We start from the raw sequence: 16,094 nt of genomic DNA, 5'->3' as shown, positions 1-16,094 counted from the left end.
ATCATTATAAGTATAACAAAGGAGCGATACTATGGAAATTATGAATATGAAACTAAAAATGATGGCTACTTTATGGGATAATACCTATCGTGTTGCCATTGACGATGGACAAGGTAAATATATTGGCACCGCACGTGTAGTAGTAAATGTTCCACTACCACCAGAAATGTTACCAGAAAATGCACCTCAAGTAGAACCACAGTTATTGGTTTTGGTAGAAGATTTTGATTTCGGAGCTGATAAAATTATAAACTTCGAAACAACACTTTCTGATCTATTGAGAGAAAAATTCCGTTATGAAATTCCTCATATTTTCTTCTACTATCCAAGTCCTCACGATGTTTTAAATCAAACAATTTCACAATAAGGTCTATAACGAGCAAAAAGCTATGTAAAATACATAGCTTTTTTTGTTTATTCAGCTCCAATTTCCTCTTCTACGCGACACATAATAAAGCAAAGGTCGGATAGACGGTTTAAATATTTTAAATTAGATTCGTGAACGCTTTCACCAGCATCTAATACACGCCATAAAGCACGTTCAGCACGTCGAGTAATCGTTCTCGCTACATGTAAATAAGCTGAAGATTGTTTTTCACCAGGAATCACAAAATTAGATAATGGTTCAAGCTTTTCGTCAAAGCGATCAATAACCTTTTCTAAATGTTTAACATGTTGCTCTGTAATGACTGGCGCCGCATTTAAACTAGCAATATCTGCCATTAAAGTCCATAAGTTGCGCTCAATATCATATAATTCAGTAGCAACACGTGCATTTTCAGCATAGGAACGAGCCAAGCCTAAAAAGGCTTGTAATTCATCGATTGTACCATAAGCTTCTACGCGTAATGAGGATTTAGGTACTCGTTCACCGGTATATAAACCAGTTGTACCAGCATCGCCTGTTTTTGTATAAACACTACTTGCCATATGTATTACCTCCTATAGAAATACATAAATGTAGAATGAAAAGCTATATGTTCTCAACCTTGAGATTATTTATATTCTGGGAACCAAAGATGAATTTCACGAGCAGCAGCCTCCGGAGAATCAGACGCATGTACTACGTTAGCATCCATTGTTAGGGCATAGTCACCACGAATACTACCAGGGGCAGCATCTACAGGATTTGTGGCACCGTTTAAAGCACGTACGGATACGATGGCATTATCTCCGGCCAATACGAAAGCAAGAACTGGACCAGATGTGATGAAATCAACTAATTCACCGAAGAATGGTTTTTCTTTGTGCTCAGCATAATGCTCTTCCGCTAGTTCACGAGGTACTTGTAAAAGTTTTAACGCTTTAATGACAAGACCTTTACGTTCATAACGGCTAATAATTTCACCACTTAATTGACGCTTAACTGCATCTGGTTTTATTAAAACTAATGTTTCTTGCATGATAGCCTCCTGTAGATATTAATTAAAATAATGCTTTCTCTTTATATTTAGGATTCATTGCTTGTTGTTTCAATTTTGCAATACGTTCCTCTGTACGAGGATGTGTACTAAAAAGATTGCTCAAGCTTTCACCAATACCAACCATAGGGTTGATGATAAACATATGGGCTGTTGCATTACTTGCATTTGGCAATGCACCATGTTTTGAATAGTAATCAATTTTTGCAAGGGCAGATGCCAAAGCTAAAGGATTGCGACACATCTCTCCGCCCCCCTCATCAGCTAAGAACTCACGAGCTCGAGAGATACTCATTTGAATGAGTCCTGCTGCGATAGGTGCAATAACTATGGCGCCTATTAACTCTAACGGGTTAGAGCCTTCACGGTCATCTGAACGACCAAATATAGCTGAGAATTGAAGCACATAGGCAATCATAGAAATTGCGCCTGCCATCATAGCAGCAATAGTACTGATCAATGTATCACGATTCTTAACATGGGTTAATTCATGTCCTAGAACACCTTCTAGCTCGTCATCTGTTAATAGTCGTTGAATACCTTCTGTAACAGCAACTGCTGCATGACTCGGATTTCTGCCTGTTGCAAATGCATTAGGTACATCACTTGGAATGATATACACTTTTGGCATTGGTAACTTACCATTCTTAGCCAAACGTTCTACCATGCCATATAATTTTGGGTTAGATTGTGCAGTAACTTGTTGTGCATCATATTGTGCTAAAACGATTTTGTCGCTATACCAATAGGACATAAAATTCATGCCCATGGATATAACGAACATAATCATCATACCACTTCTACCGCCAATCATATCACCTAAGACCACTAAAATGGCCGTCAAAGTCGCTAATAAAAGCGTTGTTTTTATATTGTTCATAGTTTCCTCCAATTATAGTTATGGACTATGCCTAACACTATAATTATACCACAAACTAAATAATTGATGCTCCTTTACTATCGGCTTCTAAGCAATATGTTCTATTTTCAATTCCATTAGATGTAAATACAGCACCCATAGCATCTGCCACAGCTTGTACATGGGCTTTATCTACATAGGCAATTAGAGTGGAACCAGATCCACTAATAGTTGCACCATATGCGCCAGCAGCTTTAGCTGCTTCAAAGGCTGCATCACAATGTGGTATTAATGTTTTACGATATGGTACATGCAAATTATCATCTAATGCAACAGATAAATTGTTTAATTGATGTGTAATCAAACTAGTTACAAATAAAGATGCATGGCTCACATTTTGCACAGCCTCTTTAAATGGTACATGATTAGGTAACACAGAACGAGCGTATTCTGTAGAAACCATAACCTCAGGTACGACTACGGCAAAATGCAATTCAGATGGAACAGAGATAACCGTATTTAATACCTTTGTTTTTAAGCCTGTAGCACAGCATAAATTACCGAAAATAGCAGGGGCCACATTATCTGGATGACCTTCCATACGGTTTGCAATGACTAACAATTCCTCTTTTGAAAGTGGATGTTTAACTAACGCGTTAGCCAATAATAAGCCGCCTACAATTGCTGTACTACTACTACCGAGCCCACGAGATGGAGGAATTAAAGTTTCAGACGTAATATGTCCATATTGAATTGGTTCTTGCACAGTAGCAAAAACTTGATCCATCGCAAAGCCAATAAGATTTTTTTTAGGATCTTCAGCACGTAAAATGTCTGCACCAAAACCTTCAAAAGTATAGGTGTATTCAGTAGCTTTTACATCAGGTGTAAAGCTAAAAATATTGTATAGATTGAGTGCCAAACCTAAGCAATCAAAACCAGGTCCACAATTAGCACTAGTGGCTGGTACTTGTACGCGAACAGTGTTCATAGTTTAAGCTTCCATAATACGAATTACACTATTAACAGACTTAACGGAACGCAAGCTGTTAAAGGAATCGATAAGATTTAAAATATAAGATCTAGGACATTTAGATGTTACAATCGCTAATACAGCAGTTTCTGGATCCATATTTCTTTGAACGATGGATAAAACAGAAATCTTTTGTTCTGCCAATTTGGCAGAAATTTTAGCTAATACACCTGTTTTATTATCTACTTCCAAACGTAAGTAATAGCTAGATTGAATCTTACCAGGAGCGTAAATATTCTTTTGGTCATAATAGAATGGTTTCAAACGACCTGTTTCGTTATATGAAACATTTTTAGCCACTTCCATAATATCGGATACTACAGAGCTACCTGTAGGTAAGCTACCAGCACCACGACCGTATAGCATTACATCATCAATACCATTACCTTTTACATAAATTGCATTATAAGAACCGCGAACAGATGCTAAAGGATGTGTGGTAGGAATAAATGCTGGGTATACATTTAGAGATAAACCTTGACTAGTTTCTTTTGCAATACCTAATAGCTTGATGTTATAACCAAATTCTTTACCGAATTTAATATCTTCCGTATCAATGCAAGTAATACCTTCTACAGATACATCTTCAAAGAAAATGCGACGATTGAAACTAATAGATGCAAGGATAGCAAGTTTACGAGCTGCATCTAGACCTTCAACGTCTGCTGTAGGATCAGCCTCAGCATAACCAAGATCTTGCGCTTCCTTTAGTACGTCTTGATAGCTTAAACCTTCTTCAGACATTTTAGTTAAAATAAAGTTTGTAGTACCATTCATAATACCGATGAGCTCTGTAATACGGTTGCCAGCTAAGGACTCATATAATGTACGGATAATTGGAATCCCACCTAATACAGATGCTTCAAAGCGTAAATCTACGCCGTTTTTGCTAGCTAAGTCTAATAGATATGGGCCGGATTCTGCTAACAAATCTTTATTTGCAGTTACTACATTTTTTTAGCCTTTAAAGCACCTTCTACACAATCTTTAGCAAAGGTTGTACCACCCATTAATTCCACAACCATTTGAATGGAATCATCTTTTAGTACTTCCTCAATATCTGTTACATATTGAGCTGTTTCAGGCAATGTAATATGGCTATATTTATCAGGATTACGTACAAAGATTTTAGAAATTTCAACATTAACACCTGTACGATTTCTAATTAACTCAGCATTATCTTGCAATAAATTAAATGTACCTTGTGCAACAGTACCAAAACCTAATAACGCAATTTTTATAGTGGTCATAATTGTCCTACTCTCTTAATTAGCCTATGCTTGGCCTAAAATTTCTACTTTAATAATGCCCTTCATAGAGCGAATATCTAATAATAAATCTTCTAATGAACCTTGTAAGTCTTTAGTTTCAAAGGAAATGCTGCTATTAGCTATACCTTGTAGTGGAATGTCTTGATTGATAGTCAATATACTACCATTGCGTTCTGCAATAGCTTTTAACACACTAGATAACATACCTGATTCATTAGACATTGAAACATAAATGCTTACAATTTTACCTTGAGCAATTTCAAAAAATGGGAATACATAATCTTTATACTTATAGTATGCAGAACGACTCAAATCCATCTTTTCCACTGCTTCGTTAATAGTTTTAACCTCACCTAGTTTCAAAATTTCTTTTACCTTAATCGTCTTTTTTATCGCTTCTGGTAAAATATCTTCTTGCACCAGATAAAACTTATCTTTTTTTGGTTTAGTCATAGAACACACACTCCCTTATTGTTCTGTTGAAGTTTCTTGGGCTACAAATTGACGCCCATATAATGTTAACACCGCATACATGCCGACAAAAAATGGCAAATACTCTGCCATAACGCGCCATGCTACAGCAACAATACCAACCGTTCCATTAGGGACAAAGGTACTAAACAATACTACAAATAGTCCTTCTGCAATCCCTGTTCCCCCTGGTGTTGGTGCAAAATATAAAATAAGATTCAATAGAATCATTCGATCTAATATATCAATGATCGAAACATCTGGTGTAAAAGCATACATTAATGCTGGCGCAATACAGTATAAGCATAATAGACTCAACCCAGATTCAATAAATACAATAAATGATTGAATTGGTTGTTTATATAGTAATCCTAAACCTTGATTCAATGTTTCTAATTTAGAAAGCCAATCTTTCGTTTTATGTGCTTTAAACCGTTGCGCTAAGTTATATACGAATTGACGCATATATTTAGTTTGTAAGATATAAGTACCTACAAGCATTGCAATAACAGATACTACTGCAAAAATCAATAGCATATCTCTTGAAATATATGGAATTTCAATAGCATCTCTTAAGAATACGAAGGGTAACATAATAACAAGGAACATAATAGAAAATACGGTACGTATTAACACAATAGGAGTCCCTTTAGATATTGGCACACCATAACTCCGTAATACTAATACTTGAGCAACAGCACCCCCACTAGCACCTGGGGTTAACATAGCCATGAAATAATTACTAAAGATTACACGAAGTACAGCCTTTATAGATAACTTATATCCTCCGATTTTTACGAGTCTTTGTAACCGTAAACCATCAAAATACATGCCTACTATTAAGGCCACTAAAGCCAATAATAAAGAAATACTATTAAATGATGAAATTGTTTTTAATGCATCTAGATCAATAGTGTAGTAAATGATACCAATTGACACAGCCAATAGTAAGAGAAACATAAAAATGCCTCTCTTCATCATTTTACTCATATCAAATCTCCATAATTAATTAGCTCAATATTATGTTGTCTAATATATAAATGCGTATGGTTGGAACACACAGCTTGTAATTCATCTTCCCAATGATAGCCCCATTTATATTGATTTCCAAGAAGCGTATTATTTAAACCTGGATGAATCATCAATTCATGAGTACCCGATTTTTTAGATACGGATTTTAATATACCCATTAACGTTTTTTGATTAATGTGTCCCCCATTTACCATACCCCAAAAATATTGTGTGGAATACATGCCATTATCACGTATGGTAGGACGTGCTTTTGCAGCCATAGTGGATAATCCCACCTTACCTAACAATCGCACCGGAGAGTACATATAATTGACAAATAAAGAAGATTCATCTGGAATGCGTATAGCATTAATACCATACTGTTTAGCTTGCTCTATTACGATTGGTAGTACCGTCGGTAATACATGCATATGTTGATGACCATCAATATGCGTTACATGTAAACCAGATTCCATAATACGTTCCATTTGAGCGTGAATTTCTTTGCGCAATTCACTATAATTAATCTTTCCAGTATAAATTCGCTTCATAAAATCGATATATGTTTCTGGAAATACGCCTTCAGAGGTTAGCAGCGATGGTACTTCAGCAGGATTACATACCGGTTTAAGTCCACCTACTAAGGCGATATGAACACCAATGCCCAACTTAGGGTTATTTTTTGCCATACTTATGGCTTCTGAAAAAGCTTCGCCTCCCGCTAATAGAGAGGTGCTCGTAATGATACCTGTACGATGACCATCAATGACGGCAGCATTAACTGCACTATGAAGACCAAAGTCATCTGCATTTACTATTAATTTGGACATAGTTTACTTCCTTTTCATAAAAAAAAGGGAGAACTTTGTTCTCCCACAAAGGATATATGTTATTGTACCAAATACAGAGCTATAAAATCAATACAAAAGCCCTCTACTTGTATACTAGTAGAGGACTTTCGATATACTTATAAATTTTTATCATAAATACATAATTCAACCCTAATATATTTTAATTAGCACATCAATTGTTCTTGTGCTTTATACATACATAGAGCTGCTGCCACACTCACATTTAAGGATTCTATATCTCCATACATAGGAATCATAATACGGTGTTTACATAGATTCATAACCTCTGGTGTTACACCATTCCCTTCATTGCCTAAAATCAACATACATCGTTTATCATAGGCCACCATATGGTATGGTTTTGAATTATCTAGGGCAGTTACATAGGTAGACATATTAGATTCTGCAATAAGATCATTAAGCATAGATAATGTAACATCTTCATAAACAGGTATTTTATGTAATGCACTCATTGTACTACGTACAGTCTTATCATTATATGGATCAACAGTACCTTTCATTAAAAATATCCCCTTCACACCTGCCGCTACAGCGGTACGTAAAATCGTACCTAGATTACCCGGGTCTTGTACGCCATCTAATGTAATATATACACCATCTTCAATAGAAATTGATTCCATACTATGTTTAGGTTTAGATACTATTGCAACGATACCTTGTCCATTTACGGTGTTATCAATTTTATCAAATACTGGATCTTGAGCAATATAAGTAGGTATCGATTGCATCGACTCTAAGGATAATAAGGCCTCTATATTTTTATCTTTACATTTAGATTCGCGTATAACAATTGCTTTTATTACTCCCATAGTTGAAATATCACGAATGGAACGAATCCCTTCTACAATGTATTCACCATATTTACTACGATTTTTGCGTTGCCCTAGAGAAACTATATGCTTTATAGTTTTATTATCTTTAGATTGGATAAATTCCATGCTAACTCCCACTTTTTTGACGAATCCATAGATTATAAAAGGCGCCCTTTAACTCAATCAATTCGTTGAAAGAACCTTTTTCTTTTATTTTACCATATTCAATATAAACAATTTCATTGGCGTCTTGTACGGTGGATAGCCGATGAGCAATACTTACGATTGTTTTACTGCCACGGATATTTTCGATACTTGCTTGTATTTGTTTTTCCGTATGACTATCAATATTAGCAGTTGCTTCATCTAATAATAAAATAGGTATATTTCTTATTAATGTACGACCAAAGGCTAATAATTGCTTTTGTCCATCTGATAATAAAGAACCTAAGTACCCAACAGGTGTATTATAGCCTTCAGGTAATTGTTCAATCATAGAATCTAAATTTACTTGTTTTGCAGCTTTTACCATTTCATCATGAGATATAGAGTTATCAAAAAGTGTAAGATTATCTTTAATAGAACCTTTAAATAAGTAAGCTTGTTGGAATACATAGCCCATTAAATGACGAAGTACAGAACTATCATATTTTGAAATATCAATACCATTAATGTAGATGGAACCCTTTGTAGGTTTATAGATACCCATTAGTAAGGACAATAATGTGGACTTACCACTACCGGATGGTCCTACAATACCAGTAAAATCACCAGCTTTAATATGTAAGGTGAAATCTTGTAATGCATAGACATCGTTATTCTCATAGGAAAACCAAACATGATCAAATTCAATTGATTCTACTGGAATCAGTTCCTTTGGAACTTCATCTACCATATTTCGCTCTTTTTCCTCTAATAATGGAACTAACCGTTCTGCACCAGCTAATGAACTTTGCAGGGAATTATATTTGTCTGCAATGTCCTTTAATGGTTGAAAGAATCGATCCATATATTGAATGAAAGCAAAAACAGTACCTGCATCGGCTACAGAATCTACCAAATTAGTAGTAGTAAATATGACGATTAAAGCTACAAAAAACAAGCCATCAACGAGAGGTCTGAAAATAGAAAATGTTGTTACTTCAAAAAGACCGGCTTCTAAAAAACCTTTATTAACCGTATTGTAACGCTCCTCAATTTCTTTTTCACCGCTATAAGATTTGACAATGACTATGTAGTTTAATAGCTCTTTAATACTCGCATTAGAGGCAGCTACAGAACGGCGAACTTGACGGAATGCTTTACGAGAAAACTTTTGGAATACCCATATGATTACGCCCATGATTGGTAATAAAATCGTCATGATAATTGCTAACGGTACATTAATAGCATACATGAATCCTAAAATACCGATAATCATTAAGCCGCTACTCGCTAAATTCAATAGTACGTCTGTATATAAGGTACGAAGTGATTCTACATCATTAGTAATACGAGTTACCCAATTACCAATGGGTAATTTATAAAACTCATCATGGGACTTATGAAGTATCTTTTGAAATACAATGGCACGTATATTATAAATAATTTTTTGTCCAAAGCTTTTCAAAAAATAATTTTCTACAAATATACATAACACACTACCAATAATAGTAAGACCATATATTACAGCATAATATTCGATAACATTAATATCATTAGTAGCAAAGCCGAGATCAATAACTTGCTTAGTTATATAAGGTCTTAAAAGTAAAAGTACTAAATTGCCAGCTAGCGCAATGGTAGCTAATAATAAAATCCCCAAATAAGGCTTAATATACGCAGTTATATAGGAGAACAAAGCCCAATCATTTTTAAAATTACGCTTTTTCATTACTAGCCCCTCCTTTCTGCGCTTCATATAAGGTGTGATATAAGCCTTTTTTAGCTAATAATTCTTCATGAGTACCTTCTTCTACAATACGGCCCTCATCAAATACAAGGATTTTATCTGCTTTTTCTATAACCTCTAAACGCTGTGAAATGCACAATATAGTTTGTGCATTTACCGTATGTAATGTCTCTAAAATAGTATTTACTGTTACTGCATCTAAAGCTGAGAAACAATCATCTAATAATAAATATGGTGCATTTTTATAAAAACCTCTAGCCATATTAATACGTTGCTTTTGACCACCAGATAAATCATGTCCTTCTTCTGCAAGAGTATGTAAGTCATTATCTAATAGATTACCTAAATCTCTATATAGGTCGGCTTTTTTTGCAGCCACCTCTACGGATTCATGCATAGGTAATTCTTTACCAAATTTAATATTATCTTCAATAGTAGTACTCAATAAATAAGATTGAGTTGGCACATAAGCAATTGAGTTTCTAAGCTTAGATAATGGTATATCTGATATATCTTGATTTCCAAAATATATAGACTTAGGCGGACACTCTTGCAAACCAATGAGTAATTTAAAGAGAGTACTTTTACCAGATCCAGGTTTACCAACAATGCCTATAAAAGAGCCTTTACGAATAGTTGTAGATACTTGAGACAATGCATGACCTTTAGAATTTTCATAATTAAAATCTAAATATCGTATATTAATATCCTCAAGTGGTAATACTTCAGTTGAGTCATCAATTGACTCTATTGGTAGTCGTAAGAAATCGGTAATACGATCTAAAGATGCCAAGCCTTTTTGTACAATCGAAATGAGTCCCCCAAAGCCAATTAAAGGTCCTACGATTAGCATAATGAATGAATTGATAGTTACAAATTCACCTATGGACATTTGACCATTTACAGCTAGGTGACCACATATGAAAATACTGATACTAATACAAATAAACGGTGCAATTCTTGTTAACGGTGTTAGTACAGAATCTAATAAGGCAACCTCCATATTTTTCTTATAGTTCAATTTATTTATTTTTTCAAACGAGTCAGAAATAATACGTTCTCGATTAAAGGCTCTAATTACATCTATACCTTGGAATAATTCTTGCCCAAACTCTGTCATATCACTATAAGTAGCTTGAGCACTACGCTGTTTAGCACGTAATTTTCTGCCCAACACAAATATTGCAACAATGATGAAGAATACAGGTGTCATGATTTTAAAAGCTAATAGACCATCTATTTTTTGTATTAAAATAATAGATCCTACAATGGAATAAAATATAATATCCACCACGATCATTACACCTAAACCTAACGCTACACGAAGAGATGTAACATCATTTGTCATCAACGCCATAACTTTACCAGGTCCATTTGCCTCATAATATGTTGTTTTTATTTGTAATGCTTTTCTACACAAGATTTCACGAAAAAGGTACTCCATACGACGGATGGAACCAAGTAAGGTGCGTCGCGAAATAACTTTTAGAATCGTTATAATAATAAATAATAAAATAAAGTAAATAATATAATTGACTAAGCCCTCTTTATTGTGACTTAGAGTATCGATGGCATTACCAATGAATTGTGGAACAAATAAAAATGCTATATCAATAGCAATTAGCATAGTTAATCCGATGGCATACACCCAACCTTCTCGGCGGAAAAACTGCATAAATAGCTCTATAGGTTTCATAGGACCTCTCAGTTAAATTTCTATATTACAGGATTATCATTATTTAAATATACTCCTTATAGTATACACAATTTTTTCATATATCTTAATACACCTATACGTATATAATGTAGTTATAAGATATTTTCTTGATTGTGAAGCCAATGATATACTATTTATTCCCTAAAAAATACTATATCGAATTTTTTAGTTTACTTATGGTAATGTAAGTGTTATACTATGCATAGATACAAAACGTATCCTTACATAAATTAGAATTAAAACTCTTAGGAGGAATACAACATGGAAAAACGTACTGGCGTAGTAACATTTGCAGGTGGCCCTATCACATTGGTTGGTCCAGAAGTTAAAGTAGGTCAACAAGCTCCTGACTTCACAGTTTTAAGCAACGACTTACAACCTAAAACATTAAAAGATTTCGAAGGTAAAGTAAAAGTTATCTCCGTTGTTCCTTCCCTTGATACAGGCGTTTGTGACGCTCAAACTCGTTGGTTCAACCAAGATGCTACAGCACTTTCTGATGATGTTGTAGTATTGACAATCTCTATGGACTTACCTTTCGCTCAAAAACGTTGGTGTGGCGCTGCTGGCGTAGATAAAGTTATTACTTTGTCTGACCACAAAGACGCTTCCTTCGGTGAAAACTATGGCTTCTTGATTGAAGAACTTCGTCTTTTAACTCGTGGCGTAGTAGTAATCAACAAAGAAAATAAAGTAACTTATGTTGAATACGTTCCTGAAGTAACTCAAGCAGTTAACTTCGATGCTGCATTAGAAGCAATTAAAGCTGATATCTAATCCTTTGATATTCTCTTGATTATACTGTGGTGTAATCGTAAAAAGACCGTACGGTGTACGGTCTTTTTTATGTGGTATAGTATTTAGATATTTATTGTAGGTGAATTATATATGTGGATACGTATTTCTAAATTATTATTAACTATAAAAAATATAGCTCTTGTTGGTGTAGGTATTGCACTTTGTATTGCCCTCATTAATACCTTAATTAGTCTAGGATTTATTACGTGGGCAAATATCCAAGGTTATAGCACTTACTATTTATTAATTGAAGAATTAATTACCTTCTTCTTATACTTTGAGTTTATTGCACTCATCGTAAAATACTTTAAAAATAACTTCCACTTCCCGCTTAATTTCTTTTTATATATTGGCATAACTGCAATTGTTAGACTGCTAATCATCGATCATGAATCGTCATATGATAATTTAATCTGGTCTGTTGCAATTTTTGTACTTGTATGTAGCTTAGTACTAGTAGAAAAGTTTATAGGACATAACGAGTAATAGCTTTAACGACTAAATTATAAAAAGTTAATATGAATAAAAGGGCTCCTACAAATGTAGGAGCCCTTTTTGAGTAATAGAATCAACCGATATTAGAAGATGTTTTTTGCATAGTTAGCATATTTAGCTTCTAATTCTTCCATTTTATCGTTCATTTCAATTTGCAATTGAGATGCTAAGTCATATTCACCAGAGTTAAGTGCATCGATTAAACGAGTGAATAAAGATTTGCGATCATCGCTATCTTTAGCAAGATAGAAACGTAAGTCGTTAACTTCTGCAAAACGTTTATCATCTACACTATTACGGCTATCAGTATGAATAGCTACCATCTTACGAACTGTATCAAGATTATCAGGAATTAAGCGGTGAGCCAATACAAGCTTCCAACGTTTCAAGATAGATGCGATAAAGGAATCCATCAAATCTTTTGCGAATGCATTGCCTTGAGCTAATGTTTCAACTAATTCAGGATTGTTATGGTAACCTTTAATGTTTTCCCATACAGTGGCTGGTGCAACACCAAACATTTGATTACGTTCTTCTTGAGTGAAATCATCGAATACGTCTTTTTCTGTACGATATGCACGATTTGTAGCAAGATAATCAGCAGATTCACCCACTTCTTTGGAAAGCTCTGCTTCTAATTGTGCTTGTGTTTTACCAGATGTAATAGCATATTTCATACCATCAAATGCAGAGATGAAGATCAATGCTAATGCAGTATATGTATTTGTGTAAGGGTTTGGAGAACGCAATTCATAACGTGTAGCCATAGGATTATCGATATCACGAATCAAACCACAAAGGATTGTACGGTTACGGCTTGGTTCGGAAGGATCAGTACCTAAAGATGTAACGATACATACTGGAGCTTCGAAACCAGGTTTTAAACGATTTAAGGAGTCTGTTGTAGAACTGATAAATGGATTGATTGCTTCATAGTGTTTCAATAACCCCATGATAGCACCAATACCCAAGGAGCTAGCAGATTCTTTACGCATATCTTCTGGGCTAAACAAGTTTACAAGTTTACCAGATTTTAATTTAGCCATAACACCAAAGTGTGTATGTTCACCAGAACCAGCTACGCCAATAATAGGTTTTGCATTGAATGTTACATCAAGACCATTTTCACGGAACACTTCACGAACAATAATACGAGCTTGTAATTCATTATCTGCTGTTTGTAATGGGTTATTAGAGAATTTCCAGTCGATTTCTAATTGTTCTAGTACAACTGCTTCATGACCATCTTCATCAAGTTTAGCTTTAACGCCACCTACTTCTTTATGACCCATTTCTGCAACCATACCGTATTGGTCTAAGCGTTCAACTGCTTGTTCTAATGCAGTACGAACTGTACCATGTGTACGTTGCCAGTATTGTTCTTGTAATTTTTGAGATACAGATAATTCTTTTTTGGTAACTGTTCTAGATGGAGTTTTTACCCAGAATTCCAATTCTGTAGCAGATGTAAAGATAATGTCTACAACGTCATCAGCTTTCACATGAGGCATACCAGGTAGACCATGTTCTTTGATCAAGGATAATAGTTCTGCACGAACATAATCACAGCTGTTTTTTAAGATAGAACGAGAGTCAACATAACGGTAGTTATGCATCAAGAATGCAGGAATACGAAGTGTACCAGTTGGTAAACCTGTTGCTTCATCGATATTTTCATAGTTATAATCAACGAACCAGTTTACACTTGGATCGCCCCACATATCTACACGTGCATTATTCAATGTGGCGATATTTGTAAGTACTACAGAAGAACCATCTGTTTGAACGGCACGACCTTCGAAGAATGCTTCATAATCATCAAAGAATGCTGCCATAGGAATTTTTTCATCTGTATCATTACCAGCTAAATCAATACCAACAAGAGATACAAATTTAATTTCTGGATGTTGTTCTAATAGTGCAAGAACACCTTCTTTACCATATTGACCTGCTGGAATGTAATACAATAAATCTTTAGTACTTGTCATAATGGTTCCTCCTAAAAATAAAAAGACTCCAACAAATAGATATATATTCCATATATCTAAAGTGGAGTCTTCGTTGACCAATTATTTTGTTGCACTCATAATATCATATAGTGAAAATATATGTCAATAACTTTCTATAGAATTTCATAATTCTCTTAACTATAGTTTTAAGAGTTCTATGTTAATGAATTAAATATACTAACTATATCAACTGTTTAATTAGCTATTTTACAATATATTATCCAAGTAACTCTTTAACGATATTATTAACTACTTTACCATCTGCACGGCCTTTAGTTTTAGGTATTACATGTTTCATAACATTACCCATATTTACAGCATCACCACACGCAGCAATCGCTTCTTTTACAACTGTGCGAATTTCATCTTCAGAAAGCTGTTCTGGTAAGTATTTTTGTAATACTGCCATTTCTTCTTTAACATGACTAATTAAATCTTCACGGCCAGCTTTTTCAAACTCAGTTAACGAGTCTTGACGAGTTTTCATTTCTTTTGCCAAAATACCAAGAATACCATTATCATCAAGCTCCACTTTATCATTGATTTCTGTATTCTTAATAGCACTATTAACCATTCGAATTACAGAAAGAGCGGTTTTACCTTCTTCACGCGCTTTCATAGCCGCTTTCATATCTTCTTTTAATTGATCTTTTAAGCTCATAGTTCCTCCTATTTTATATATAAAGAAACCCTAATTCTGGATTTCATGAAGCCATGAAAAGGCAGAATTAGGGTAATCATCTTATGCTCTGAATTTGCGTTTTCTTGCTGCTTCAGATTTTTTCTTTCTTTTTACGCTTGGTTTTTCGTAGTGTTCGCGTTTTCTTACTTCAGACAAAACACCCGCTTTTTGGCAGGAGCGTTTGAATCGACGAAGAGCACTTTCAAGCGTTTCGTTTTTACCGACTTTGATTTCAGACATCTATATCCCTCCCTCCAAAAATAATCTCGGGAAGTGCTGATAATTTACATACGCACATATAATATTATATGTATAGGTATAGATGTTGTCAATATTTTCCGGTATATTTTATAGGAATTTTAATAAGTATTATAAAAAGAATACATTATACTCCATTTTAAGCTTCAGGCCAGCCCATTTCTTCGCCACCTAAAAGATGTGCATGCATATGGAATACAGTTTGACCTGCTTTTGCGCCAGTATTAAAGATCAAACGATAACCATCTTTAGAAATACCTAGTTCTTTTGCTACATCACGTACGAATGGCAATAAACCTTCCACATAGTCTTCATTTTTTTCAGTAAGATGAGCAATGTTAGCTACATGATTTTTTGGCACAATAAGAACATGTACTTTTTTCACTGGTTCAATATCATGGAATGCATAAAATTTATCGTTTTCTAATACTTTTTTAGATGGAATTTCACCATTGATAATTTTACAGAAAATGCAGTCACTCATACGATAACTC

The 16,094-nt window shown here is 34.5% G+C and carries 17 protein-coding genes and 1 pseudogene; 3 read left to right on the top strand and 15 right to left on the bottom strand.

Annotated features, from left to right (window positions below):
• Positions 1-31: 31 nt before the first annotated feature.
• Complete coding sequence (locus VEIS1202513_RS03335; protein WP_105085603.1) at positions 32-367, top strand: hypothetical protein; 336 nt, start codon at positions 32-34, stop codon at positions 365-367.
• 47 nt (positions 368-414) lie between these two features.
• Here the strand turns inward: VEIS1202513_RS03335 and VEIS1202513_RS03330 are convergent, their stop codons facing one another.
• The 11 genes and pseudogenes from VEIS1202513_RS03330 to VEIS1202513_RS03280 form a co-directional block, all read right to left on the bottom strand.
• Positions 415-930, bottom strand: coding sequence for a cob(I)yrinic acid a,c-diamide adenosyltransferase (locus tag VEIS1202513_RS03330; RefSeq protein WP_156719116.1), 516 nt, complete (start codon positions 928-930; stop codon positions 415-417).
• A 65-nt stretch (positions 931-995) separates the two neighbouring features.
• Positions 996-1,403 carry a nucleoside-diphosphate kinase gene (ndk, locus tag VEIS1202513_RS03325; protein WP_105089180.1) on the bottom strand — a complete coding sequence of 136 codons (408 nt, stop codon included), beginning with the start codon at positions 1,401-1,403 and terminating at the stop codon, positions 996-998.
• A gap of 22 nt (positions 1,404-1,425) precedes the next feature.
• Positions 1,426-2,301, bottom strand: coding sequence for a zinc metalloprotease HtpX (htpX, locus tag VEIS1202513_RS03320; protein WP_105089179.1), 876 nt, complete (start codon positions 2,299-2,301; stop codon positions 1,426-1,428).
• A 55-nt stretch (positions 2,302-2,356) separates the two neighbouring features.
• The gene (gene thrB / locus VEIS1202513_RS03315) at positions 2,357-3,271 is read right to left on the bottom strand and encodes a homoserine kinase (protein ID WP_105089178.1); all 915 of its coding nucleotides are present in this window, start codon (positions 3,269-3,271) and stop codon (positions 2,357-2,359) included.
• A gap of 3 nt (positions 3,272-3,274) precedes the next feature.
• Positions 3,275-4,563, bottom strand: a pseudogene (locus tag VEIS1202513_RS03310) (homoserine dehydrogenase).
• Between the two features lie 24 nt (positions 4,564-4,587).
• Positions 4,588-5,037 (bottom strand): ACT domain-containing protein, encoded by a 450-nt coding sequence (locus VEIS1202513_RS03305; protein ID WP_005386672.1) that lies wholly within the window; start codon positions 5,035-5,037, stop codon positions 4,588-4,590.
• 15 nt (positions 5,038-5,052) lie between these two features.
• On the bottom strand, positions 5,053-6,045 hold the full coding sequence (locus VEIS1202513_RS03300; RefSeq protein WP_213467826.1) for a lysylphosphatidylglycerol synthase transmembrane domain-containing protein: 993 nt from the start codon (positions 6,043-6,045) through the stop codon (positions 5,053-5,055).
• The gene (locus VEIS1202513_RS03295) at positions 6,042-6,896 is read right to left on the bottom strand and encodes a ChbG/HpnK family deacetylase (RefSeq protein WP_213467825.1); all 855 of its coding nucleotides are present in this window, start codon (positions 6,894-6,896) and stop codon (positions 6,042-6,044) included. The genes VEIS1202513_RS03300 and VEIS1202513_RS03295 overlap by 4 nt, the downstream gene beginning before the upstream one ends.
• A 185-nt stretch (positions 6,897-7,081) precedes the next feature.
• The gene (locus VEIS1202513_RS03290; protein ID WP_105085595.1) at positions 7,082-7,876 is read right to left on the bottom strand and encodes a TrmH family RNA methyltransferase; all 795 of its coding nucleotides are present in this window, start codon (positions 7,874-7,876) and stop codon (positions 7,082-7,084) included.
• A 1-nt stretch (position 7,877) separates the two neighbouring features.
• Entirely contained in the window at positions 7,878-9,623 is a 1,746-nt protein-coding gene (locus VEIS1202513_RS03285) for an ABC transporter ATP-binding protein (RefSeq protein ID WP_213467824.1), read from the bottom strand.
• Positions 9,610-11,337 (bottom strand): ABC transporter ATP-binding protein, encoded by a 1,728-nt coding sequence (locus VEIS1202513_RS03280; protein WP_213467823.1) that lies wholly within the window; start codon positions 11,335-11,337, stop codon positions 9,610-9,612. The genes VEIS1202513_RS03285 and VEIS1202513_RS03280 overlap by 14 nt, the downstream gene beginning before the upstream one ends.
• Before the next feature lie 282 nt (positions 11,338-11,619).
• On the opposite strand from VEIS1202513_RS03280, the gene tpx reads away from it, so the two are divergent.
• Together tpx and VEIS1202513_RS03270 are read left to right on the top strand one after the other, a co-directional pair.
• Positions 11,620-12,135 (top strand): thiol peroxidase, encoded by a 516-nt coding sequence (tpx, locus tag VEIS1202513_RS03275; protein ID WP_024064190.1) that lies wholly within the window; start codon positions 11,620-11,622, stop codon positions 12,133-12,135.
• 111 nt (positions 12,136-12,246) lie between these two features.
• On the top strand, positions 12,247-12,642 hold the full coding sequence (locus VEIS1202513_RS03270; protein WP_024066740.1) for a phosphate-starvation-inducible protein PsiE: 396 nt from the start codon (positions 12,247-12,249) through the stop codon (positions 12,640-12,642).
• A gap of 92 nt (positions 12,643-12,734) precedes the next feature.
• Here the strand turns inward: VEIS1202513_RS03270 and VEIS1202513_RS03265 are convergent, their stop codons facing one another.
• The 4 genes from VEIS1202513_RS03265 to VEIS1202513_RS03250 form a co-directional block, all read right to left on the bottom strand.
• Positions 12,735-14,639: a type I glutamate--ammonia ligase gene (locus VEIS1202513_RS03265; RefSeq protein ID WP_060924618.1), complete on the bottom strand. Its 1,905-nt coding sequence runs from the start codon at positions 14,637-14,639 to the stop codon at positions 12,735-12,737.
• A 238-nt stretch (positions 14,640-14,877) separates the two neighbouring features.
• Positions 14,878-15,321, bottom strand: coding sequence for a GatB/YqeY domain-containing protein (locus tag VEIS1202513_RS03260; RefSeq protein WP_213467822.1), 444 nt, complete (start codon positions 15,319-15,321; stop codon positions 14,878-14,880).
• A gap of 81 nt (positions 15,322-15,402) precedes the next feature.
• Positions 15,403-15,582 carry a 30S ribosomal protein S21 gene (rpsU, locus tag VEIS1202513_RS03255; protein WP_004695751.1) on the bottom strand — a complete coding sequence of 60 codons (180 nt, stop codon included), beginning with the start codon at positions 15,580-15,582 and terminating at the stop codon, positions 15,403-15,405.
• A gap of 157 nt (positions 15,583-15,739) precedes the next feature.
• Positions 15,740-16,084 (bottom strand): histidine triad nucleotide-binding protein, encoded by a 345-nt coding sequence (locus VEIS1202513_RS03250; RefSeq protein WP_024063776.1) that lies wholly within the window; start codon positions 16,082-16,084, stop codon positions 15,740-15,742.
• Positions 16,085-16,094: the final 10 nt, after the last annotated feature.

This window comes from Veillonella orientalis, assembly GCF_018406505.1.
In the GTDB taxonomy this organism is placed as follows: Bacteria; Bacillota; Negativicutes; order Veillonellales; family Veillonellaceae; genus Veillonella; species Veillonella nakazawae.
Note: the sequence above shows the minus strand (reverse complement) of the source record. Positions and strands in the feature narration are given on the sequence as shown.